This is a genomic window from Enterococcus mundtii (genome assembly GCF_013394305.1).
GTDB lineage: Bacteria > Bacillota > Bacilli > Lactobacillales > Enterococcaceae > Enterococcus_B > Enterococcus_B pernyi.
In genome coordinates this window covers 1969101-1992690 of the sequence record NZ_AP019810.1, presented here as the reverse complement: position 1 = coordinate 1992690, position 23590 = coordinate 1969101, and the positions used below count along the sequence as shown (strand labels likewise).

General features: G+C 39.9%; 17 protein-coding genes. 2 read left to right on the top strand and 15 right to left on the bottom strand.

Annotation, left to right across the window (positions count from 1 at the left end):
* Nucleotides 1-35: 35 nt before the first annotated feature.
* From HZ311_RS15770 to HZ311_RS09545, 12 genes are all read right to left on the bottom strand, one after another.
* Nucleotides 36-4871: a WxL domain-containing protein gene (locus HZ311_RS15770; protein WP_232092476.1), complete on the bottom strand. Its 4836-nt coding sequence runs from the start codon at nt 4869-4871 to the stop codon at nt 36-38.
* 13 nt (nt 4872-4884) lie between these two features.
* On the bottom strand, nt 4885-5925 hold the full coding sequence (locus HZ311_RS09595; RefSeq protein WP_137071953.1) for a DUF916 and DUF3324 domain-containing protein: 1041 nt from the start codon (nt 5923-5925) through the stop codon (nt 4885-4887).
* A 91-nt stretch (nt 5926-6016) separates the two neighbouring features.
* Entirely contained in the window at nt 6017-6823 is an 807-nt protein-coding gene (locus tag HZ311_RS09590) for a WxL domain-containing protein (protein WP_178946642.1), read from the bottom strand.
* A gap of 24 nt (nt 6824-6847) precedes the next feature.
* Nucleotides 6848-7156, bottom strand: coding sequence for an LPXTG cell wall anchor domain-containing protein (locus HZ311_RS09585; protein ID WP_023520670.1), 309 nt, complete (start codon nt 7154-7156; stop codon nt 6848-6850).
* Between the two features lie 720 nt (nt 7157-7876).
* On the bottom strand, nt 7877-8392 hold the full coding sequence (locus HZ311_RS09580) for a hypothetical protein (protein WP_023519029.1): 516 nt from the start codon (nt 8390-8392) through the stop codon (nt 7877-7879).
* A gap of 974 nt (nt 8393-9366) precedes the next feature.
* On the bottom strand, nt 9367-10677 hold the full coding sequence (locus tag HZ311_RS09575) for an NCS2 family permease (RefSeq protein ID WP_010736459.1): 1311 nt from the start codon (nt 10675-10677) through the stop codon (nt 9367-9369).
* A 226-nt stretch (nt 10678-10903) separates the two neighbouring features.
* Nucleotides 10904-11164 carry a hypothetical protein gene (locus HZ311_RS09570; protein ID WP_019724093.1) on the bottom strand — a complete coding sequence of 87 codons (261 nt, stop codon included), beginning with the start codon at nt 11162-11164 and terminating at the stop codon, nt 10904-10906.
* On the bottom strand, nt 11145-11555 hold the full coding sequence (locus tag HZ311_RS09565; RefSeq protein WP_023519027.1) for a VOC family protein: 411 nt from the start codon (nt 11553-11555) through the stop codon (nt 11145-11147). Before HZ311_RS09565 ends, HZ311_RS09570 begins: the two co-directional genes overlap by 20 nt.
* A gap of 219 nt (nt 11556-11774) precedes the next feature.
* Nucleotides 11775-12485, bottom strand: a complete 711-nt coding sequence (locus HZ311_RS09560) for a B3/B4 domain-containing protein (protein WP_010736462.1) — start codon at nt 12483-12485, stop codon at nt 11775-11777.
* Nucleotides 12486-12488: 3 nt separating this feature from the next.
* A complete protein-coding gene (locus tag HZ311_RS09555) occupies nt 12489-13016 on the bottom strand; it encodes a GNAT family N-acetyltransferase (protein ID WP_010736463.1) in 528 nt (175 codons plus the stop codon).
* Between the two features lie 13 nt (nt 13017-13029).
* Nucleotides 13030-13482, bottom strand: coding sequence for a MarR family winged helix-turn-helix transcriptional regulator (locus tag HZ311_RS09550; RefSeq protein ID WP_023519026.1), 453 nt, complete (start codon nt 13480-13482; stop codon nt 13030-13032).
* A gap of 68 nt (nt 13483-13550) precedes the next feature.
* Nucleotides 13551-14150 carry an NUDIX hydrolase N-terminal domain-containing protein gene (locus HZ311_RS09545; RefSeq protein WP_023519025.1) on the bottom strand — a complete coding sequence of 200 codons (600 nt, stop codon included), beginning with the start codon at nt 14148-14150 and terminating at the stop codon, nt 13551-13553.
* Nucleotides 14151-14266: 116 nt separating this feature from the next.
* On the opposite strand from HZ311_RS09545, the gene HZ311_RS09540 reads away from it, so the two are divergent.
* Nucleotides 14267-15709 carry a helix-turn-helix domain-containing protein gene (locus HZ311_RS09540; RefSeq protein WP_010736466.1) on the top strand — a complete coding sequence of 481 codons (1443 nt, stop codon included), beginning with the start codon at nt 14267-14269 and terminating at the stop codon, nt 15707-15709.
* A gap of 150 nt (nt 15710-15859) precedes the next feature.
* The gene (locus tag HZ311_RS09535) at nt 15860-17155 is read left to right on the top strand and encodes an ISL3-like element ISEfa11 family transposase (RefSeq protein ID WP_010734358.1); all 1296 of its coding nucleotides are present in this window, start codon (nt 15860-15862) and stop codon (nt 17153-17155) included.
* Between the two features lie 313 nt (nt 17156-17468).
* Here HZ311_RS09535 and HZ311_RS09530 read toward each other — a convergent pair whose 3' ends face one another.
* The 3 genes from HZ311_RS09530 to tdc form a co-directional block, all read right to left on the bottom strand.
* Complete coding sequence (locus HZ311_RS09530; RefSeq protein ID WP_023519024.1) at nt 17469-20018, bottom strand: HAD-IC family P-type ATPase; 2550 nt, start codon at nt 20016-20018, stop codon at nt 17469-17471.
* Nucleotides 20019-20171: 153 nt separating this feature from the next.
* Complete coding sequence (locus HZ311_RS09525; RefSeq protein ID WP_023519023.1) at nt 20172-21626, bottom strand: amino acid permease; 1455 nt, start codon at nt 21624-21626, stop codon at nt 20172-20174.
* 27 nt (nt 21627-21653) lie between these two features.
* Nucleotides 21654-23489 (bottom strand): tyrosine decarboxylase, encoded by a 1836-nt coding sequence (gene tdc, locus HZ311_RS09520; RefSeq protein WP_023519022.1) that lies wholly within the window; start codon nt 23487-23489, stop codon nt 21654-21656.
* Nucleotides 23490-23590: the final 101 nt, after the last annotated feature.

Below are 23590 nucleotides of genomic sequence, written 5' to 3'. Positions count from 1 at the left end.
AAAGAAAAGAGCCGCAGCCCTTTTCTTTCTTGTGACTAATTATCGGGAACTACACTTAGTTCCCAGGTGAGTGTTGTTTCATAGGTGCTTGCTCTTGGATTCGCGGTTGGAGGAACTTCAAGTGCCACGCTTTCGCTTGCACTTTCACCGTCACCAAACCGATAGATCCAGGTACCTGCGCCTTGGCCATCGAGCGCGGTCAGAAGTTTAGTCTTTTCTCCTGGAATTAAGGTAACACCGTCTTGATTATACAACATCGGTTCATCACTTCCGTGAATAGACTCCAATTGTTGGTTAGTGAAAGACAAACGTGCCCCTCTTAGTTCATTTTCCTGTAGATCCGTAAATTGACTGTTTTGCGTAACTGCTAATTGCCAGCCGTGACGTTCCTCTTCTGGCCGTCGATCACTGATCTGGATATAGTTTGGTCGCTCTTCAGCCTCATTGACGGTTCCATCCGGATTTAACAAGCGTTGCGGTTGCGCATAATATCGCTTCGTTCGCGTAGAAATTGCTTGTTGGCCAAATGTGAATCGAGAAGCAAAATCTATGCTTAACAAGCCTTGGTCTTCTTCGAGCTCAGGTTTATTCTCTGGATCGACTTCTATTTCTGGATTCATCGGATCTACCGGTGAAACAGGACCAAGATTCCCAACCGTTAAAATCGTCGCTGGTTCAAATGTCACATCATGAAACAGTAACTCGGTTGCCGGATTGATATTACCTCGATCATTATTTGTTTCAGGTGGAGAAACGACCTCTGCGGCCTTTGCGGATCCTGCATTATCCCGTAAAAAGATTTGAATTTCATCGTCTTCTTGTAGTACGAGTTCGCTTATATCAAGTGTGAATCTGCCCTCATCGTTGATAGTGGCATCTGATGTATCAAAGGGTTGCCCATTATGCGTTGCGGTTACTTCAGCTTCTTTATTTTCTGAAATCCCTTGGATGGTTTTACTATTTTCACCAATGATAGAAGATGAGAATTTCGCAGGTGCCGGAGGGACGATTGGAAAGACTTCCACAGTATCTGTTAAGATCTGGTGGTCAAAATCTTCGGTCAGTTCGCCACTGGTTAATTCTACGTGACTGATTCGAACTTTTGATCCTGCTTCAAGGGGTTCAGGTAAGGTGATTTCAAAAAGCCCACCACGTGGGTCTTCTCCGTAGATACTGATCCCTGGTGATTCGTCTGAATGACCGACGGTCTTGGCTGTATACTCTTGTGTGCGTCCTGATGGAGATTCTACTTCGACTGTCACAATCGCTTCATCATCCCACGCTGGACGACTATCATCTAGTCCTACAGGAAGACTCACGCGCCCATAGATTTTCTTATCAGCATTGGTTGGTACTCTCAGCTCATCTGCGATAGCCCAGCGCCCATTATTACTACTTAATCGACTATAAGCAGTTAACCCTGTGTTTCCAAACACGTCCGTATTTAGTTGTGTGGGGTCACTTGTCTCTCTTAACGTATTAAAATTTGTTCCGGTAAACGAATAATCAATACTTCGGAAGTCTAAATTTGGGTCTCCATTCAAATCAGCGCCTTTTCGCCAAACAGATAAATCACTATTTATTGCGTTTAATGTCGATCCACTACTAGCATTAAATATATTCCCACCACCAACGCGAGTATTTCTAAAGTCCATAAATAACGGATTATCAAAATCAACAGTTAAATTTCCAGCATTGAAAATTCCTGCCGCATCTGTAGCTGTTCGTCCTTGAGCAATGAAAGTGGCGCCGTCTCGTGCTTCAATTTGCCCCGCCTGACTTTCCATATCAATCGCTGCACCGTTGTCCGCAATAATTTGAACTTTAGAACCAACACCATCAACTACAAAAGAATTACCCCCGGTCCTAGGATAATGTACCCCTTGATTGGCCAAACCAGAGGACGTATCTTGATCTATAGGTGTACCATTCCCAGGATTATAGATGAAAAATTGCCCTCCGTTCCTAACTAAAATATGATTATTACCACCATACATACGAATACCTGGTGTTCTTCCTCCAGATTTACTTATGTTCATTTTTGCATTGTCTATTGTAAACTGATAGCCTCCTGCACGTATAAAACGTAAGACAGCGACAGCTCCATTCTGCGATTCATTGGTACTTCCTGCAGTTAAATTTAATTCGGACTGCTTTAACAGGTTAAATTGGCCATTTGAGCTAAGCAAACCTAACGCAGAGGCACGATTTGCATGGACGTTCATTTTTGCGCCTTCCGTCAATCTAACTTCAGCATTAGGATTTGCAGCTCCTGAAGTAGTACTAGCGCTAGCAGCACCTAGATAAACCGCTGCATTGGTTTCACCGGCACTGACATTACTAATTACTTCCATCTTTGATTCAGACCCACTCATTTGTAATAATGCACGTGCGCCATGTATTGTTATACTGTTCGCATTATCTGATGTTGCATTTACTTGAGCACCATTTTCTATAGCAAGAACTGAATCTGCTCCTGCTAACCAAATATTCCTACCAGAGCTGGCTGCTTCAAAAACAGCATCAGAGCGATCAAGTAAGACTGTGCTATTGGCCCCAACCATATGAATATTGTGTCCAGAGCTTCCGTTCGCCTCCCACTGGCTCTTTGAGATGGCTAATTTATTAGTAGTTCCTGTTGCAGCATAACCTACACCACTCCCCCCTAGCTTCAAACTTATATCACTAGAATCAACAAGTGTAGTAGAATTATTCCCGGTCAGCGCTATGCCACGCCGATTACCAGAAGTAATATCAATGGCAATACTCGCTCCGTCTGTTATATTTAGTTCTGGTTCATTTCCTCTGAGATGAACGGCATTATTGGCTGTGGCAGACCCTGCACCAGGTCCACTGGTAGCGGTTATTGCTAATTTTGAACCATCTTCTAAGTCTATCTTAGGTCTTGCATTATTATTCCCAACTTGAATATTTTCTAGTGTTCCTGTTCCACCTCCAGAAATGTTGAAAATACTATTCTTTTTTAAAGAAAGTAACGCATCCGTTCCTTCCAAAATCATACCTTGAGAAGCACCTGTATCTGTCATTTCAATACTACTATCATTTAGTAATACTTGTGGCGTTGTTCCTTCTAAATAAACTCCACGGCCGGTTGTAGCTGACATTGACAGTTGGGTCTGTTCCAATGATAATTGAGGGTTGCCGCCGTTCAAATGCAATCGTTGTCCGGTGGTACTTATTAAACTCCCTATAGACCCCACATAGTTGACTTTAGGCGATACACCTGTCAAGGCAAGTGTGGTCCCTGTTTCAGAACGAATATCAGTATGACTATTCATTACAGAAAATATTGGCTCATCCCCTGATAGATTTATGGCTGACTGTGTGGCTGAGGTCACAGATAATTTCGAATCATTCACAATTACCTGGGGATTATTTCCGGATAGATGTAACCCTCTTTTGGCTGCAGTACTTGTCGTAGTCAAGTTACTTTTATCAAGAACGGTGATTTTCGGTCCTGTTCCAGTCATAGCAATCGTATTATTTCTTATATTAGTAGGAGTAGCAGTCGTTCCTACTGTATTGATCGTTAAATCCCCACCAGATTGGAGTGCAATCTCCGCATTTTCTCCTCTAAAATCAATCGTATTTGCCACACCTGAAGTCGTAGTAATTGCTAAATTTGCACCGTTTTCGATTGTTAGTTTAGGTTCGGAAATTGTCGCTGCTGCTAGAAAGATCGTGGCATTCCCACGACTGATCGTTACTTTCGCTTGATTGATTGCTTTGACTTCTTTTGCTTCAATGAAAGTTTGCGTAGAGCTTGTGCGTGTAAAGTTATTCGTGCCACCTGTAAATTGAACCGTACCTTTTGGAATTGATGCTAGTCGCATCGTATTGGCATTGACTTCTGCTACATCTTCTATTTCTAGTGTCCAATTGTGGCTAACCTCTGTTGTTGCATTGACTAAAGGTGTATCGCCGGTTTTTGTAACTGTTGCGTCCTCTATCCGAAAGGTCATTGGTTCACTCACTTCTGCTAATTGAAAATAAAAACTATTGTTACCAAAAGTCAGCGTATGTCCGTTTCCTTGTATCTTGATTGGTCGGTCGATCGTCATTATATTGGCTGTATTTTCAGTTAAATTTGCTTGAGCAGAGATAATGCTGACTTCAGGATTTGCGATAGCCTCTCTGAATGCAGCCATTGTTGAGACTTCTTCTGTATTTCCATCAAAGACCGCCTGTTTGAATGTTTCGTTCTCAGAAGGAGTAGCTTCCTCTTTCGATTCTTCGGTTGCTACAGGCGCTTCTTTTTCTTCTGATTGTTCAGTCGTATTTGGATATTGCTCATGTTCTTCATTTGATTCATTAGATGAATCCTGATTCATTTCTGGTTGATCTTCAGTCTCCGTTTCTTCCTTTTCCGATATTTCAAGTGTCGCAGTTACGTCTTCGACGGACACATCATAATTACCTTCAGATTTAAATACCACTGGAAGCACAAACGTTTGTTGTACACGCTCCGCTTGAATCACCCATTCATCTGATTCTTCTTGGTTTACGGTAACTCCAGCTTGTAACTGATCTTTTACCAGCTGCGCTTCCTTTGGAAGGGTAATTCTTGCCTCTGACACCTCTTGATCTGAAACAAATGTCACCTTCAATGGCTCTTCAACCGTTCCTTGAAGGTGAGAGCGAGGAAAGGAAAAGCGAGGATTGCCTTCTTCTTCCACTTCTAGATAGTTTTTTATGGATGGAAGTTCCAATTGTTCTTCTTCCTGTACTTGCCCCCCTACCTTTCTATCCGTGGTTTCCGCATAGACGATGCCTACTGGCAGGAGGAATGCATGCAGAACAAGAATCATCGTCCCTAAAATGAGCATTCCTTTTTTCATTAGCTTTCTCATGGAATCCTCCTCTCTATACTTCTTTTTCGTTTTCACGTGCTTTTTTCTTTTGCCACATCAGGTAAAGCACAAGTCCAAGCATTAAAATAAGCAAAATAATCGCACCGATCATCCACCAATTGACACCAGAATCAATCATTACGTCTTCTCGATTTAACTTGCGGGCTTCTTCGGCTTCAATTGTAAATTCACGCGTCCATGACCATTCATTCTCTCCAGATGTAGCTGTTAATTCTAGGACATAGTTCCCACTTCGAAAACGGTCGCCTTCTAAAGAAATCGGGAAGTTGAAATTAGAATTTGGGGCCATCTGCATCATTTCTTTCTCCGCCTTATAGAGAACCTCGTTCTCCCCTACTCGTTTTACGGTCGCTTCCACCGCCAATTGATTGACAAAAGTGGGCGTAAAGTTTTGTAACGTGGCGCTGATCACATTGCGGTAGTTCAATTGATCTGCAAACACATCTAATAGTTCCAACTCCGGTTGCACCGAGTCTCGAGTATTACTAACGACCACACCAACCACATGGGCAAACTCATTCTTGATAGCTACGCCTTCTCCTCCTGGGGCATCGCTATCTTCCTCTTCTTTTACTTCGGCGATTCGTAAGCCGCCGGCTAAATACCCTTCAAAGGCGTCTTTAGGCATTTGCAGAGGAATTTCTATAACCTTTGTTTCATTTCCAGCTAAAGCAATGACCTCCGAAGGAGTCATCAGCTCATCCAAGGAGTGGATTAAGGATGGATCCGCTTCTTCAACATCTTTGCCATACTCGACATTCCCCAAAGTATTAGTATAAGCTGTATGCGGTGTCACCTGAACGTTGATTGGTTCTGAACTGGAATTTCCGACTTCTAGTCGCAAAGTCTCTTTTTGTCCAGGAGGGAGTAATAACTCATAGTATCCTTTACTTTCATCCACTTGGCTCTCTGGAAAAAGAGGGGTAACGTACGTATTTAAACTCGTTTCCTCGGCCTGGACCGCCTGCGGCAAGAAAAAGAAGAGCGCTATAAGCAACCATAGACTTTTTTGTATCGTTTGTTTGTGTATCATTTGTCATAATCCTTTCTAAAAAAGCAGCGTCACAGAAATCTGTAACGCTGCCAGTGACTAATGGAACATGGAAATAGGAATGGTTTACTTCTTAAACCGCATCAGGTTCCTCATTATCTGGTGTTAGTTCTAATTCCCATGTCAATGTAGAGGTATACGTTACTGCATCTTTGGCAGTCGAGCCAGGAACAAACAATTGGATCGCCTTATTTTCAACGACATCTACCCCATCTTCTACTTGTTTTGCGAGCGCATCATGATCTCCCCAAACAACGGAAGAAGTTCCGCCACCCTTTTGGTTAGCAGCTGTCATGACCGGCACGGCCTCTTCACTTGGAATCAACTCTAAACCACTTGTGTGAATCGTCGGTTCCTGATTTGCATCATTCACACTGTAACGAAGGGAAGGATCGAATAACGTGATTTTGGCGCCTTTTAACACACTATTTAGGGTATCTGTTTTTGCTTGAAATTCACTTAAACTCACGCTCAGTTCCCATCCTTCATTCGTTCCACGGGTGTCTTGAACTTGTGCCATACTGACATAAGGAATCATATTTTCCTCGCCTGTTGTTCCGGCTTTCTGTTGCATTTCCGCAATCATGTTGTAATGTTCATCAGCAGTTGAGATAACTTTCGTTCCAAAGTTCATTGTTGGAACTGTTGCAATCGTTAGTGGTCCTGTACCAGGAATTGGTGGGATCGTCACATCTGGACCTTCAGGATCAGGTTCTACTACTGTGTCTTCAATATTTGGAGTGAAGGTGACCTGACCGGTCGTTGTTGTTTTACGTACTTCTTTTGACTCTTGGTTTTCCTCTTCAGCGAAAGCCTGTACACCTCCTGCGAAGATCGTGGTTGATAATGCGGCTACAGTTGCTAAACGAATAAATTTCATACTTAAATTCCTGCTTTCTTTTAATTAATTTTCTTGTGTTTCTTTTCTTTTTTTATTCCCTACGACTAATAAAACACCTGCCACTAAGAAACTTCCAATCCATAGCCCAAGTGAGCTACCGGTCATATTGGTTTTTGGCAAAGTTCCTCCTGGCTTTTGTGGGCTGGTGCTGGGAGGTGGATCTGGTGGACCGATTGGTTCATAAGTTCCTGTAAACCCAATAGATCCTTCTGACTCGACGGATTGGACCTGTGTACCATACACCTGTAGCGGAAATTGTATCGCTATTATTAGGGACATTAGACCAATCATAAGACCAATAGTTTTTCGCATCTTCCCTCCTCCTTTAACATCTATCTCAAAAACGATCGTTTTTTAGAATAACGAATACTTATGTATGCTAAGTCATCGTAACGCCAATTTAACAACATTGCTTTAGACATCTGACAAGTTCAGATGTCTATATTGCTGTACACCCAAAAACGATGGTTTCTAATACGTTTTAGTGAATAAACAAGGCTTAACCTTTAGCCTTCCTTATACTCATTATCTTATAACAATTTATATAAGGTTGAAAATCACAATTTTCACCTCGTTATGCATATCTAGAAAATAACCAAAAAAAAACAAATGAAATCATTGATTCATCAGAATGAATGGGAGAAAATAATTAGTACTCAAAAAAAAATAAAAGGTAAGGATCAAAAATATTTAAGTTTTTTGATCCTTATCTTTTATTTTTCTTGCTCAACTTTGATGTCATTTTCTAATTTAAGTGTTTAAAAGCGAAATAGAAAGTCCAACAGGGTATACCCTGTTGGACTAAACGATTAATTAATAATTTTGGGTTTTACAGTACTCATTTTTTTCTGGACTTAAATTTTACAGAAGATAATCCAATTACATAATAAAATATTAGACTATAAATTCCACTAGGTCTGAAATCTCGATTAACGATATATTCAACAGTAATCCCAAATGCACTTCCAATTAATCCCGAATAGATTACGGTTAAATATGGGTGGTCTTCAGTAAATTTTTTGAATTTCATATTTAAAGTGTACTATACCTAGTAGCCACTTCTTTGCCAGCAGTATCGTAACCTCTTTGGAAATAGAACCCAATCCACCCATTTTTATTCTTATCCCAAAGTTTAGCGACCGACGCACCAGGTTTAGATCCCATTTGAGTCCAACCAACCGCATTTAATAGTCCTTGTAAAGCCCACAGAGGTACTACCCCAAAAATTCCCAATACTGAACCAATTCCTGAATAAAATGCTGTATTAATTGCATTAGTTGCTACACCAGTAGAAACTGCAACGTTCGTGTAGAATGAACTACCCCATCGAGATACATTAGCTTTGAGCATTGGGTCTGTCTTTACAACAGAAATACTTCCATCTTCATGTACTTCAGCGTAAACCCCAGGGGGCATCTCTGGAGTATGTACAGTCTCCACTACAGTTGACTCATCAATAAATTCTTCTGCACATGCAACACTACTTGGAACCAACGTGGATAATAACATGCAAGAACTAAGAACTAAAACAGTAATTTTCTTTTTCATTTTTCCACTCCTCAAATTGTATTTGTCACAATCGTTACAATAACATACTTATATAGCGGAAAAATATATTAATCAAAATATGCTGTTTTAATGAAATTTTCGCTTAATAGGGTTATTTAAAGATATTATTTTTATAAAATAACTAAAAAAATAAATTAAAATAACTCAACAAGAAAATATTACCTATCGAGTTAGCTTAATTATAATATTAAAAATATTTATCATCTTTGTATCTATTAAATATCGTCACTTTATTTACTACCTCTTCTTGCATTATTTAGCAATCAAGCTAGGACGAATTTTTTCTAACCTATTTTGATCAGGTACATAGTTAAGGAAATTGCCGATTGTCGTTAGAACTATCTCTTCAACTAATCGTATAAACTTGAACTGTGGGGTTGCTGCTACGTAATTAACAAAGTTTTTATCCGTGTATTCAAAAGACCACATATATTTCAAACGATTATTATCGTAAAGATCGATTCATTTCATGTCGTCATATTCTAGTCCTTATTTTTCAACGGTTCGATTTGTGGGTGGGACAAAAAATAAAATTCATTTTTTGTTGCATACCTTAAAACCGAATAAACAGTGTTTGCAAACCGGCTCCTTCAACATTAAGCTAAAAAATTGTCAAATATAAAAAGTAATTTTTCAATTTTCTATCTTACTGCTCAGGTCAAAACACTTCTGTCACAAACTCGTCGAACCAGTGACCGGTCATCTAAAGGCTCACTTGGGGTGCTAAATTTTTCACTAACGTGGGCGAGTGATATCAGATTGACGCTCATGGCACTAGATCTAAGGAAATTAGGGCAACACATGGATAAAAAGTGTGTATATGACTAAAAACGAGTCCAATTTTGACAAAAAAACATCAAAATCAGACTCGTTTTTTATATTTGAGAAAGGGCAACTGGACTGTCCCACACTCTTTTAAAAGCGAATGAACACTCAAGTTCTACCTAAATCAATCAAACATTCAAGATCCACATGAATCCTATAAAGACAAAGAATAGCGCGTACATGATTGGTGAGACTTCTTTGCCACGTTTTGCTGCTAGCATGGTGATTGGATAAAAGATGAATCCTAATGCAATCCCATCTGAGATACTATAAGTCAACGGCATACCGATCAAGATCAAGAAAGCAGGAATCGCAATCTCCATTTTTCCCCATTCGATCTGACGTAATGATTGGGCCATCAACACACCAACTAAAATCAGCGCAGGTGCAGTCACTTGAGAAGTCACGACTGATAATAATGGTGAGAAAAACAACCCGAACAAGAATAAAATCCCTGTTGTGATTGCAGTTAGTCCAGATCGTCCACCAACGGCGATCCCTGCGGATGACTCAACAAAAGCCCCAACTGGCGATGTTCCTAACAATGAACCAGCTAACATCGCAGTAGAATCCGAAGCCAATGCTTTCCCAACACGTGGCATTTTGTTATCTTGCATGAAACCGGCTTGGTTTGCTAGGCCAACCAATGTTCCAGCTGTATCAAAGAATGTCACTAACAAGAACGTCAAAACGACTACCCACATTTGTAAGCTATTGATATCACCAACGTGTTTCAATGCAACTAAGAAAGTAGGTTTCAAGCTAGGTGCTGCCGCAACAAGTTGTGAAGGCATAGGAATCAGTCCAGTGACTAGTCCTAGAAGCGTGGTAGCTACCATTCCGATAAAAATCCCTCCTGGTACGCGACGAACTAACAATACCGCAGTAACGATCAAACCAAAAATCGTCAACCAAGTGGAACCGACACTCAATGAACCTAAGCCAACAAGAGTTGATTCATTTGCCACGATCAAGCCACCTTCACTCAAGCCTAGAAAGGCAATAAACAAACCAATCCCGCCAGAAATCGCAAACTTCAAGTCTGTTGGAATCGCATCAATGATCATTTCACGTAATTTAAAAATGGTGATCAAAATAAAAATCAACGAAGCGACAAACACCCCTGCCAATGCTGTTTCCCATGGAATCCCCATACCTAAACAGACTGAGTAAGCAAAAAAGGCATTGATTCCTAGCGCAGGTGCTGTTCCAATCGGGTAGCGTGCAACGACCCCCATCAAAATACAGCCAATGGCACTGGCTAATGCTGTCGCAGTAAACACTGCCCCTTCATCCATCCCCGAAGCACCAAGTACTGTTGGATTGACAAATAAGATATATGCCATAGAGATAAATGTCGTAAACCCAGCCAGTATCTCACGTTTCACCGTCGTATTCAGTGCGTCAATCTCGAAGTAGGAAAGTATCTTTTCCTTCATCGTTCATCCCCCTAAAACCGAACATTTATAAAAAAGTTCTTACTATATTAGATTTATTAATAAAACAACGTGTTTAATATTATCCCAAATATAGAAATAAGTAAACAAAAAATTCGGATTTAATCAAAAATCCGAACATTACTATTTACCTATTCCGCTTTCATTTAGAGAAAAGTATGTCGATTACTAATAAATAAAACTAAGTACACAATAGTTGAAGAAGCTTCTATCTATGGGTTTCTTTACCGATTCGCTTTTGTTCTTCCGCACGAAATTGCTGATTGTCGATTTGGCTGATCGGTAAATTACTCCCTTTCCCACGATAATCTAAAGAATTTAAACCACCGAAGCCTGTATCGACCATTTTATTCCATCCTTTGGCAGGATTTTTCCCAGATTTCAAATTCTTCATTCTCAATTTATCACTCTTTTTCATCCGTTGCTTTTTGAAATAATCTTCAAGTGTTTCAGTGATCGAGATTTTCATCTTCTGTCTCCCTTTCATCTACTTTTTCTGTCGATTCTAATTTTGCAATCACAAAAAAATTTCCTTCAGGATCGGAAAAGTTAAACGTCAACAAGCCATTATTCTCCAAAATTTCACCAGCTGTTTCGATTTGTTCGTAAAGTTCATCAAACTTATCTGTAAAGAAAATCATAGACGGTGGTGGACCTAACACTTCTGGTGAAAATCGTTCAACGAATGTCCGAGGAAAAATAGCCAACTCCAATTCTTGCGACATACGTAAGACAATGCTTTGATATTCCTCTGGCAATTCCAACGTTTCAACGATTTCTGCCTTCAATTGCTCAACGAAAAACCGACTGACTAACGCGACATCTTCAACATATAGCATGACACGAGATTTATGGATCATTTGACAACGCCTCCTCTAAATAAAAGCTTGTTTTCATTATAGCACGAAAGCGGAAACACACTTAGTGGAAGTCACTGCTATTAAGCACAAGATGATCGAGCAAACGTTGCTTATTTTCGTGTTAAGCTATCAAAAGACAAATCACCCGCAATCTTCAAGTTTGCTTTGTTTGAAGATTACGAGTGACTCCATCGTTTTGGTTATTTACTACGTGTCCGGTCACAAAGTGATTTCTGGTTGTTCTTTCGTCACTGTTTGTCTAGTACTCGTTACACCAAATGTTCGTTCAATGTCTTCTTGTAAAGCAGTCATTGCTTTTCCGGCAACTTCTGCTTGTTGTGCGTTGACTGCCTCAATCACCAACACAGCGTTCGTCGTTTTTTTCGTTAACATGGTCCGTTGCGCTTCACGCCAGTTAAAGCAGCGACAAACTGCGCCTTCTTTATCATAATAAATGATTTCTTCTGGTAATGCGGGCGCATCTGCTTCTGCGCCTAATGGCAAGAAATTTTCTCCACCTTGAGCTTTACCCAAATGAAGATCCCCAACGATTGTGTCAAGATCTTCTCCGCCACAGGGTACGCCAAAGCGCAAAGAGATACTATTATAGATATCCACTAACGGACTGATCGGGACAAATTCGCGACCTTGACTGGCTCTTTTTAGCAGTGCCTCGATCGATGAACGTGCGCCTTTTTTTGTCTTGAACTGGGTAAACGCTTGACGCCATTGTGCAATCACTTCATTTTGACTAAAAGGTTCTTCTGTTAAATAATTTCTTGCTTCTTTAGCAGCACGATTCAATTTGTCATAATAATCTGCTTTGTTTTCTTCAACGACTTCGTTATTGATCCCTTCTACCGTTAGGATCTCGATTTTTGCTTCTGGGAACACTTCCCAAAATGATGGATCTGCTACAAATTTTTTCATTCGTTACACCTCATTGATTTTTTTGACTAAGATATGATCGATCTGTGCATCGTCGCCCATATAAAACACATGTTGTCCTTGGTGTATGAAACCATGCTTACGGTAAAAAGCTTGGGCTGGATCATTATGTTCCCACACACCTAACCACACAGCTGTTTTTCCCTGTGCTTTCGCTTGAGCCAACGCCCAGTTCATCAAGTGAGTGCCGATCCCTTTTTTCTTATAGGGTGGTCGAATATAGATCCGTTCGATTTCTAGATGATCCTCAGGCATTTCCTCGGATTGTGCTTTTCCTATGTTCAGTTTTAGATAACCTGCAATTTCGCCATGATCTAGCGCCCAGAAAAAAGCTGAGTCTGGCTGGATCAGTTCTTTTGTCAATCGCTGCAAATCATACGCTTGCGAAAGATATGCATCCATATCTGCCTGCGTGTTATATTCACCAAAAGTATCTGTGTACGTTTCAATGCTGATAGCTTGGAGACGTTCCACTTCACTCCCCACAATCGGTCTGATTTCTACCTTCTCCACTCCAACATCCCTTTCAATACAGGCGTTTATTGCCCTTTTTTACAAAATTCCAGTCTTCGCTGATATTTTTCCTTACGTGTGTCAATAATCTTTCCAACTGTTGGATTTCTTCTTCAGACAAGCCAGCTAAAGCGACTTTCGTAGAATAATGGTGTTCTCGGATGATCATCGGATAAAGTGCTTCTCCTTGGGCTGTCGGGTAACACCTTTTGTTTTTCTTGTTCTGTTCGTCAGTTACCCGTCGAATCAAGCCATTACTTTCCAACTTTTTCAGCGCACGGGCAGTTGTCGTTCGATCGACTTTAAGCATTTCGGCTATTTTTTCTTGAATGATGCCTGGATTTTCACAAATGCGAACGAGATACAGGTATTGCCCCCTCGTCAAAGCGACTTCCTTGAACTCAATATTACTGATCGAATCTAACGCTCGTGCTATCGCGCCAATTTCTCTTATGATCTCAGCCATCTCTTCTCTCCTTTAGTTGTACTTTTATTGTACTGATTTTTGTTGCAAATGCAACAAAAATATATTGATCACTCAAAGTAAGGCAAATTACCTTTCGCTAAGATCGCAAGCTGTTCTTCTGTCGTCCGTTTTTGGGAAAGGATAGGCAAATCATCCAATGCAAAAAAGGCACTATTTGAAGTTTCATTATTCGTGATAAAAGAACCTCCGATGATTGAACATCCAAAAATGACTTTATAGTATTGAAAGGCTTGTGGAATATCTTTTCGGGTATTGGTATCAAAAATTGCCAGTAGTTGATCCACCGTCACCGTTAGCCCGGTTTCTTCTTTCACCTCTTTTCCAATATTTTCCTTTGGTGAATAGCCGATTTCTGCAAAACCACCTGGCAATGCCCATTCTTTTGTATGACTATCTTCCACTAGCAGTATCTTATTCTCTTGTTTGATGAAGGCACGCACATCGACTTTTGGTGTGGGATATCCTTCATTTTGGTCTAAAATAAAAGCAAGCTGTTCTTCGATTTCCTTTTCGCCATTACTCAATAAAGATAAAGCAATCGATTTCAATTCTTGGTAACGTTCTTCGTCAAATGGATCTTTGCCATAGAAGAGACCGGCTTCTGCTATCGCTAATAAGCGTTTGTATTGTTCGATTTTTGTTGCCATTTTGATTCATTCCTTTCGATAAATCCGCGTTGCTATCTCTTACTCCAAAACTACAAGAAACCGCTTATGTAAGTCAAGGATTGTGTTATAATTTGTTTTAAAAGGAGGGATGTTGGATGTACTCGCTCATGCACCAAATCATCACTGAAAAAGATTTACAACGACAAGTCACGCTGATTGAACTACTTTTGAACCATCCCAAAATCACTGTCAATGAGCTTGCTGAAGAAACCAATACAACGGAACGTACGATTTTTTCCGACTTACAAGTCATCCGCTCACAATTACCTGATGGCTGGTTGATCGATAGTGATCAGTCAGGGATTCGTTTACTCAATCAAAAAAATCTACTTGCCAATGATCTGTGGGAATTGTTTCTAAAACAATCCGTTAGTGTACAATTGATCAAAGAACTATTGTTTACAAAAGAATGTTCCACAACCAATTTTTTAGCAGTCAATGGACTTTCTTACGAAACGCTGAAACGTCATACAAGAAAAGTCAATCGCCAACTCCTTCGTTATGGGTTACAGATCAAGCTGACAAAATATACAAGTACGATGAGTGGTTCTGAGAATGCGATCCGCTTGTTTTATCATCGTCTTTTGATGCCATTTACTCATAATAATTATTTTTTTGAAGATTATTCCATCCATGAATCCCATTACTTTCGTTTTTTGAAACGCTTGAAGCAAACCCCTTTTTCTGTTGAAACAGAAGAGATCTTTGGAATTTGCTGGTTTTTCATCAACACGATACGTGTCAAGGCAAATTGCCGTATCAAGGACTCTTTCTTTAAACCTGAAGATACTCTTTACTCCACGTATGCTACTGAATTAACCGAACTTTATGAATTAGAAGGCGTGTATTTACAAAAAGATGAATTGATTTTTGCTTTCTTTTGCTTTTTAGAAAGTTGGAATTACAACAATCAATACCAAGAACCCGTGGCAGATATCTTGCAAAGTTATCCTTTTTCAGGCAAGATCAAACAATTCGTTCAGGATTTAGCTGATACCTTGCACTTAGAAAAACTAAACGAAACAAAACTTGCTGATAACCTGATTTTGTTACTGTTGAAATACCATGAATCACCTATCTTGATCGAGCAGCTGAATTTGCAATATCACTATTTTTTGGAAGAATATGAGCAACAATATCCGCAGTTGTACCCATTCAAACAAGAATTACTTGAGCAACTGAAACAAGAGTTGCCTATTCAAGAAGACGAATACTTTCTACGCCTACTATCCTTCTTGATCCAACAAGCAATCTTATCCGTTCGTCCAAATAAATTGAACCTGTATTTCTTCTTTCAAGGCGAACCCTCTTGGAAAGCCTTTTTGCAACAAGAATTAAATGATTACTTTGGGAAACGAGTTCAATTGATTCCAGTAGAATTATCTCAACTTTCTGACATCACGTTCCATAAAAACGACTTGTTCGTCTCAAACACCCCCCTCGACCAAGTCCCGATACCAATCATCTACATCTCTACCATACCAACAAAAAATGAGCTCGACCAATTGACCGAACTCACATTTAGAAGTTATTTGTAAGGTTGTGAGAAAAGGGCTCTATAATTTATGGGACTGATGAATCAGAATTGATTCTTCAGTCCCATTTTCATTTTAGGTATTAAAAAACATATCGTTCTCTAGTATGATTAAATCACCACAAAATAAACAACTGAGAGGACGATATGCTATATGAATGATTCTATCAAAAAAATGCTGAGAATAATAGAGAAAGATTTGATGATTACAGAGGTCTCTTACGAGACCCTTCAGAAGAAAAAGACGTTGGTCGTCGATGCTGTTCTCTCGCCTACTCCTCGTGCTTGTAGAAGTTGTGGTTCTACTGTGGTAGATGGAAACGGGAAAGCAATTATAGTGAAAAATGGAAAAAAAGAAACGATTGTCCGTTTTGAACAATACAATCATATGCCTTTGGTTATGCGCCTAAAAAAGCAGCGCTATACCTGTAAAAACTGCCGAACCCATTGGACTGCTCAAAGTTATTTTGTCCAATCCAGACATTCAATCGCAAATCATGTTAGATATAAAATTGCTTCTTTACTGACTGAAAAAGTATCTTTATCTTTTATTGCGAAAAGCTGTCAGGTATCTTTGACCACTGTTATTCGTACATTGAAAGAGTTTAAAAGCTATTTACCAAAGCAATCTAAGAAGATTCTCCCAAGAGTATTGATGGTTGATGAATTTCGTTCGCATGCTTCCATAGAAGATAAAATGAGCTTTATTTGCGCAGATGGCGAAACAGGAAAATTAATAGATGTTTTGCCTACGCGTAAATTACCTCGATTAACAAGCTATTTCTTAAAGTGTACCAATCCAGAAGAAGTAGAATTCTTGGTGACAGACATGAACGCCGCCTACTTCCAGCTCACCAAACGTGTTCTGCCAAATGCGAAAATAGTGATTGATCGGTTTCATATTGTCAAACACATGAATCAAGCGTTCAATGAGTTGCGTATCCGTGAAATGAATGAACTTCGTAAAGCAGGACAGAAAAGCCAGGCAGAAAAACTGAAAAAGAACTGGCGCTTTTTGCTAAAAAATCGTGCAAACATCAACCATTATGAATACAAAACATGGAAAAGTTTCCGAGCACCAAAATACCCATTTCTTACTGAAGCAATGATGATTGATCGATTGCTTGAGTTTTCTACGCCCCTAAAGGAGGCGTATCCCTTTTTTCATGAATTAGTTGAAGCCTTTCGAGACAAAGACCCTGACTTATTTTTCTCCTTATTAGCAGAACTTCCCGAAACGTTGGATGACAGCTTTCGGGAAAAGCTTCAAAACCTTCTGACCTATGAAGAAGGCATCACCAACGCAATGATCTATCCTTATTCCAATGGAAAAATAGAAGCGAAGAATACCCACATAAAGACAATGAAACGAGTATCCTACGGATTTAAATCATTCGAGAACATGAGAATTAGAATCTTTTTGATCAATCAATTAATCAAAGTAAGATAACAAAAAATCTGAGCCAGAATGAGGTTCATTCTGACCCAGATTTGATTTTGCACAACTCATCAGTCCTTATTGACAAAGAGCCGAGAAAAGCGCTTTGACCTGAGCACTAAGATAGAAAATCAGAAAATAGCTTTCCATATTTTTTGATTTTTTAGCTTAATGTTGAAGGTCAGCTTTTCGAACACCGTTTATCAGGTTTTAAAAGAAGCGTTCAGCTCCAAGTATTAAACCATAAAAAGCGACAGCCTTCCTCTACAGTAACCTAGGGGGAAGACTGTCGCTTTGACTTTATCTCTTAAACGATCGACGATTCTCAGTTACCGGCAAAAGCTTCTCTTTCTTTTCTTTTAATCCATGTTTTACTGATTCGTTTCTCGACTTCTACGATTGTAAATAATAGAAGTACATTTACAAGGATTGGTAAATGTTGAGCAAAGCTCAAACTTGTTGTTTCAATGACTTGTTGCGCAAAGGGTAGATAAATGACTCCAGTTTGGAGGACAAATAAAATACCTAATGAAATAAATAAGAATTTATTTTGGAAGAAGCCTTTATTCAATGAAGCATCGACTTGCTCACGGCAATTAATCATATAGACGGCTTGGGCAGCAACAATATTTTGTAAAAGAACAGTTTGTTGTAAGGCTTGACCTTCAAACTGCATTGCCAACCAATAAGCTGGGATAATGATCAAGAGGGACACATAGAAAATCCGGAAAACATTGTACTTCGTCAAAATCCCTTGGTTAGGATCTCTTGGTGGCCGACTCATCGTGTCTTTACTTGCTTGTTCAAAACCTAAAGCATAGGATAACGTGATTGTTGTCACCATATTGACCCATAAGATTTGGATCGGTGTCAAAGGCAATGGCTGATTCGCAAGTAATGCCCAGATGATCACCAAGCCTTGTGCTAAAGATGTAGGTAAGAAGAAGCTGATCGTTTTTTGTAAATTATCTAAAATCCGCCGTCCTTCTTTGACTGCTTTAGCGATCGTATGGAAGTTGTCATCGCCTAATACCATATCTGCGGCTTGTTTACTGACTTCACTTCCTTTGATCCCCATAGCGATTCCCACATCTGCTCGCTTCAATGCGGGCGCGTCATTGACACCATCACCGGTCATCCCAACGATTTCACCATTCTTCTGCAAAGCTTCTACGATCCTCAATTTATGCTCCGGAGTCGTTCGAGCAAAGACATCGACTTTGCTCACTTTCTTCGCTAAATCTTGATCAGAGAGTCGATCGATATCGATTCCTTCAAGGACATTACTCGTATGCTTCAATCCGATTTGATCCGCAATTGCTTGGGCTGTGTCTTTGTGGTCACCAGTAATCATTTTCACTGAGATCCCTGCTTGCTGACATTCTCTTACCGCTTGGATCGCACTCTCTTTTGGTGGATCAATGATTCCTGCAATCCCAACAAATGTCAGTTGTTGCAACTGTGCATGGTCTAACTCTTGCTCAATAGGCATTTGCTTGTAGGCGAACCCTAATACACGTTGGCCTTTTTTCGCTAGCTGTGATGCTTGGTTGATCCATTGTTGCTGTTCTGATTGTGACAAAGAAGATCTCGATAATAAAACTTCTGGCGCTCCTTTGACAAACACTACTGCATGGTCCTGTTCTTCATGCAATGTTGCCATATATTTATAACTTGAGCTAAATGGCAATTTAGCAAGCGACGTTTTTAGGGGAAGATTCTGTTCAGCTGTGTATCGTAATAAAGCTAGCTCAGTTGGATTGCCACTCAACGTTTCCACTACTTGATCCTCTTTCGTTTGCACTTCTTGACAATTTTTCATGATTTCAAGTAAGCGTGTCTCATCTTCTGTCATTGTTTCCACAACAGTCATTTCATTTTTGGTCAACGTACCCGTTTTATCTGAACAGATCACCGTCATTGAACCAAGTGTTTCAACAGAAGGTAATCCTTTGATAATCGCTTGTTCTTGTGCCATTTCATTGACCCCAAGTGAGAGGATCATCGTCAATACCGCTGGCAAGCCTTCTGGGATCATAGAAACGATCAACGCAATGATTGTTGAGAATAAAAAGTTCCACTCTAAGCCATACCTAAATGAGGTAAAGAAAATCAAGAATAAACTTAGAAAAACGATTCCTCTGAAGATTTGCTTGTTTAACTGATGGATCTTGCGAACCAAAGGGGTTGTTTGTTGTTGGACTGATTGTAATGCTTGATTGATTTTTCCAATCTCCGTCGTATTCCCTGTTTCAACGACGACACCAAGTGCCGATCCAGCTTGGACAAGTGTACCTGAAAAAGCCATATTGAGTTGATCTCCTGCGCCTAATTCGTCGACTAACGGCTCACTTATTTTCTCGACCGCATCGGATTCACCGGTCAACGCAGCTTCTTCGATCATCAAACCATATGTTTCGACTAAACGAATATCGGCAGGCACGACATCTCCAGCTGTTAAACTAACTATATCCCCTTGCACGATCTCAGTGGCAGGAATACTTTTCTTGACGCCTTCAGAAAGAACCACTGCGTCTTGACTCATTAAACTTTTTAGCCCATTGAGTGACTCTTCTGCTTTTCTTTCTTGCCAATAACCAACAAAACTATTGATGATCACTACAAGTAAAATAATACTACCTTCAATATAATCACCCGTTAAAAACTTCAAGACAGAAGCCACCATAAGGATGATCATCAACAAATCCGTAAAATGCTTCAAAAATTTCCGAAGCGGACTGACTTTCTTTTTTACCTCTATTTCATTTCTTCCTTGTATTTCTAAACGACTGGTACGTTCTTGATTTGAAAGACCATCTTTGGTCGTCTTTAATTTATTCATTGTTTCTTCAGCAGTTTCTTTGTACCATGTCATCGGCAATCCCTCCTATATTTCATTTGATAATACTTATTATACGTAAAAAGGAGGGTTTCTTATGTCGATTATTTCAGGCAAACATGAAATAATTAGTGTGATTTAATATGAGCCAGGTTTCTAGGTTTGCTTTTCAAACGAAAATTTTTGCCTTTACTCCGATTGCTTCGTTGATTTTTGTTCACTCAATTTGTTCTTTATTTCTTGTTCCCAAGAAGGTTTTCTAATTTTTTCGATACATAATGGGGCAACAAAAAGAATGCCGCTGATCAATGCGACAGCCACAAAGTTGATCCATGTACCAGCTTTTAATGTAAGTCCGACAGAAAAAACGATTGCTGCAAATAAGACTAACACAACAAGCCATGCACCGAGATTCCCATTTCCCTCTTTTTTACCGATGCGAAATGGACGAGGGATAGTTGGATTTGTTTTTCTAAAACGTAAGAATGCGACACCCATGATAAGATAGACGATACAATAAATCACTGTCGTTGCATTTACTAACATCAAAAATGCTTGATTGACTCCGGGAATCAATAAATAGAATAGTGCAAATACAGAAATGATAATGGATTGTGTCAAGATCACCGCTTTTGACACATCAAATTCATTGGTTTTCCAAAAATTGAAACGAGGAGGATACGCGCCTTTTCTTGCACTTTCTGTAACAGTTTTGGCTGGACCAGAAGCCCAAGCAGACAATTGTACAGCGACACCGACAAATACAAGTAAGCTGAATAGGTTCACAATCATATGTGACAAGCCAAGAATTTGGCAATCGATCGAAATGGATTGAGCAATATTATTCAACTCCATTTGACCCTTTGGTACCACATTGGCAACGACTAACGCATTCAGCGTATTTACCACAAATAAAAAGACTAACGCAGCGAAAATACCGCGTATATAAGTTTTAACTGGATGTGCCAATCGAGTGATATAAACAGAAGACATTTCGATTCCAGTAAAAATGAACATGATCGGTGCAAAATAAACGAATGATTTTGCAGTACTTGGATCGGGAACTAAAAGATCCCAAGAAAATTTCCCTAATGTTCCATTTGGCATAATACCGATCTTGATCCATGCTGCGGCACCTAATAGGAGCATCAATGCCAACGGGACATACAACCCCAACCAGACACCGATTTTCCCGCCAATTTTTGCCATGTCGAATTTTAAGTTCAATAGTGTGATGATCCAATAAACGACTAAAATCACGAGCAATGTGAATTTACTATTCAAGCCCAATGGGACGTTATTGACCATGTTGCCAAACAATGGGGCAAGTGCTGAGGCAACCATGACCATCCCTGGAAACATTTGAACCCATAAAAGCCAAGAGACGACAAATCCCCATTTTCTACCGAGGGATTGAGAGACCCACAGTTCTGGCCCTCCCTTTTGAGGAAACATCCCTGCAAACTCTCCTGAGATCAGAGAGATCGGAAACGCATAAAAGAGTACAGCAACTAACATATAAAACAACATCGTCCAACCAGTGGCAGCGACATCAGGAATATTGCGGACGCTTGCGACTAAAGCGCAAGTCATCCCAATAAACGTTAACGTTGACAGTTGTTTGGTAGATTTTGAGTCTGTCATGATTGATCCTTCTTTCTATCACTAAAACTACGCAAGAACTTCTCTTAGTTTTTCTTCCATTGCGTGTTTGATGGCTTCGGTATAATAAGCAAAGATGTTGTCATCGGTTAAATACGGAGTCATGATCGCAGCTCGCAACAAAGTAACTTGTTGTTCTTTTTGCCATTCCTCTTTTGGAACACCCATGCTTTCAACAAATGCTACTGGAGAATCGCCATAATCCGCTTGCGTGAAGGTCGTATGAGAAGTGATAAAGCGTTCTGCGTACACATCACCTTCCATATAAGAGGACACATCAAACATTTCTTCATTCAAACGGTTGATTTCTTTTAAATCTGTACAACCTTGGACTTTGAATGCCCAATCGACCATATTGAAATCTGGATGATTCAATGGATAGACTTCGATTGTTTTCCCATTGACAGTAAAGCTTAATTGATCAAGAAATTCTCGGAAACGTTGAGCGGCTTCGATCGATGCACCAATCAATTGACCATAGCCAGTGACATTCAAAGGCAGAACTCGGTGTGCCGTCCAAACTGCCGCAGCCGTTGCCCCAGCTTTTGAACCTTCTAAAATATAAGCACCTAACATATCTGGTGCTTTAACGGATTTTTCAAACACATAAGGTGCAAAATAAGAGATGATATTCCGCATACTTTTATGTTTGATCGTGATTCCTCCTGCCGCATAAGGTACATAGCCCATTTTATGGGGATCAACAGTCACTGATTCGGCTTCACTGATTGCCTTGAATCCTTCATAAACACTTCGTTCGATTTTCACTTCATGATGGAAAACATGATGTTCTTCATAAAATTCTGCTAATGATGCGTAAGGTACAAATTCATACGCTTCATTCATGAACAAGCAACGGGCATAGCCACCATAAGCTGCATCCACGTGAAGGTAGAAATAAATGCCTTCATCTTTCAATTTTTCTCTAAGTTCAACAATTTGATCGACACGATCGACTTGTCCTTCTTCTGTTGTACCTACAACAGCGACCACACCTAGGATGGGGATATGTTGGATAGCTAGTTCACGAATCGTCTTTTCCAATACTTGGACATCCATTCGGTAGCAGTCATCAACGGGGATCGCGATCATTTGATCCAACCCGACACCACAAATATCTAATGCTTTCATCCATGAATAGTGTTTGGTTTGAGGAACAAGCCATTTGCCCAATTCTTGGATGTGTTTCCCACTTCGTGAAGATGCAGCTTTGACTCGATCTAATTCTTCATCAGTAAATGTTTCGATCATTTCTAAGATTTCTTCTACAGATAGATTAAGTAATTCCCAATCCGATAGGTCTTTCACTTTTTCAGGGTAAGTTTCTTTGACCGCTAAAGGAATCGATTTGATACAACGGGCATACCATAGACCTTCTAAATTCGCAATTGAACCATCCGCTGTCAGATGGCCCCAACCATTCGGCATACTGAACAGCTTCGCAAAGTCTTCTCCGATTTCTGCTTCCATTTGTGACGTGGCCATTGAGGATTCCAATGCCACGTTATTAGGATTCCAAAGCATCGCAAAGTGATAAGCCAACAAAGCTGGCATCAATGTTTCTGCATTCATTTGTCCCCAATAACGTCCGGCTGAATGCCAAGGAATTGAACCGGCACGCATTCGTTCACTGACTTCATCTAAGACCTCCATCATATGTTGTCGAGTCGCAAGATAAGATGTTGTTGATTTGTCTGCTTCACTGATTGCGGGAAGGTCAGCTGGCAAATAATTTTCACGCCAACCTAAATGTTCATCCACCATCTTATTCAATAACATTTTATACACTTGACCATTTTCTGCTTTGTCGCCAATAAAGACGGCTTTGATGTCCATATCTTTCATGATTCATTTCTCCTCTCTTGTTACCTGATCACAGGAAATAATCAGCCGGCTGTTGTTGCTTGATCAGTTTACGTGTTTGACTATACGCTCAAATTTTAAAA

Bases quoted from the DNA above. Each gene is read 5' to 3' on its own strand.
- HZ311_RS15770 (WP_232092476.1), bottom strand. From the start codon at position 4,871: ATGAGAAAGCTAATGAAAAAAGGAATGCTCATTTTAGGGACGATGATT.
- HZ311_RS09595 (WP_137071953.1), bottom strand. From the start codon at position 5,925: ATGATACACAAACAAACGATACAAAAAAGTCTATGGTTGCTTATAGCG.
- HZ311_RS09590 (WP_178946642.1), bottom strand. From the start codon at position 6,823: ATGAAATTTATTCGTTTAGCAACTGTAGCCGCATTATCAACCACGATC.
- HZ311_RS09585 (WP_023520670.1), bottom strand. From the start codon at position 7,156: ATGCGAAAAACTATTGGTCTTATGATTGGTCTAATGTCCCTAATAATA.
- HZ311_RS09580 (WP_023519029.1), bottom strand. From the start codon at position 8,392: ATGAAAAAGAAAATTACTGTTTTAGTTCTTAGTTCTTGCATGTTATTA.
- HZ311_RS09575 (WP_010736459.1), bottom strand. From the start codon at position 10,677: ATGAAGGAAAAGATACTTTCCTACTTCGAGATTGACGCACTGAATACG.
- HZ311_RS09570 (WP_019724093.1), bottom strand. From the start codon at position 11,164: ATGAAAATCTCGATCACTGAAACACTTGAAGATTATTTCAAAAAGCAA.
- HZ311_RS09565 (WP_023519027.1), bottom strand. From the start codon at position 11,555: ATGATCCATAAATCTCGTGTCATGCTATATGTTGAAGATGTCGCGTTA.
- HZ311_RS09560 (WP_010736462.1), bottom strand. From the start codon at position 12,485: ATGAAAAAATTTGTAGCAGATCCATCATTTTGGGAAGTGTTCCCAGAA.
- HZ311_RS09550 (WP_023519026.1), bottom strand. From the start codon at position 13,482: ATGGCTGAGATCATAAGAGAAATTGGCGCGATAGCACGAGCGTTAGAT.
- HZ311_RS09545 (WP_023519025.1), bottom strand. From the start codon at position 14,150: ATGGCAACAAAAATCGAACAATACAAACGCTTATTAGCGATAGCAGAA.
- HZ311_RS09540 (WP_010736466.1), top strand. From the start codon at position 14,267: ATGTACTCGCTCATGCACCAAATCATCACTGAAAAAGATTTACAACGA.
- HZ311_RS09535 (WP_010734358.1), top strand. From the start codon at position 15,860: ATGAATGATTCTATCAAAAAAATGCTGAGAATAATAGAGAAAGATTTG.
- HZ311_RS09530 (WP_023519024.1), bottom strand. From the start codon at position 20,018: ATGACATGGTACAAAGAAACTGCTGAAGAAACAATGAATAAATTAAAG.
- HZ311_RS09525 (WP_023519023.1), bottom strand. From the start codon at position 21,626: ATGACAGACTCAAAATCTACCAAACAACTGTCAACGTTAACGTTTATT.
- tdc (WP_023519022.1), bottom strand. From the start codon at position 23,489: ATGAAAGATATGGACATCAAAGCCGTCTTTATTGGCGACAAAGCAGAA.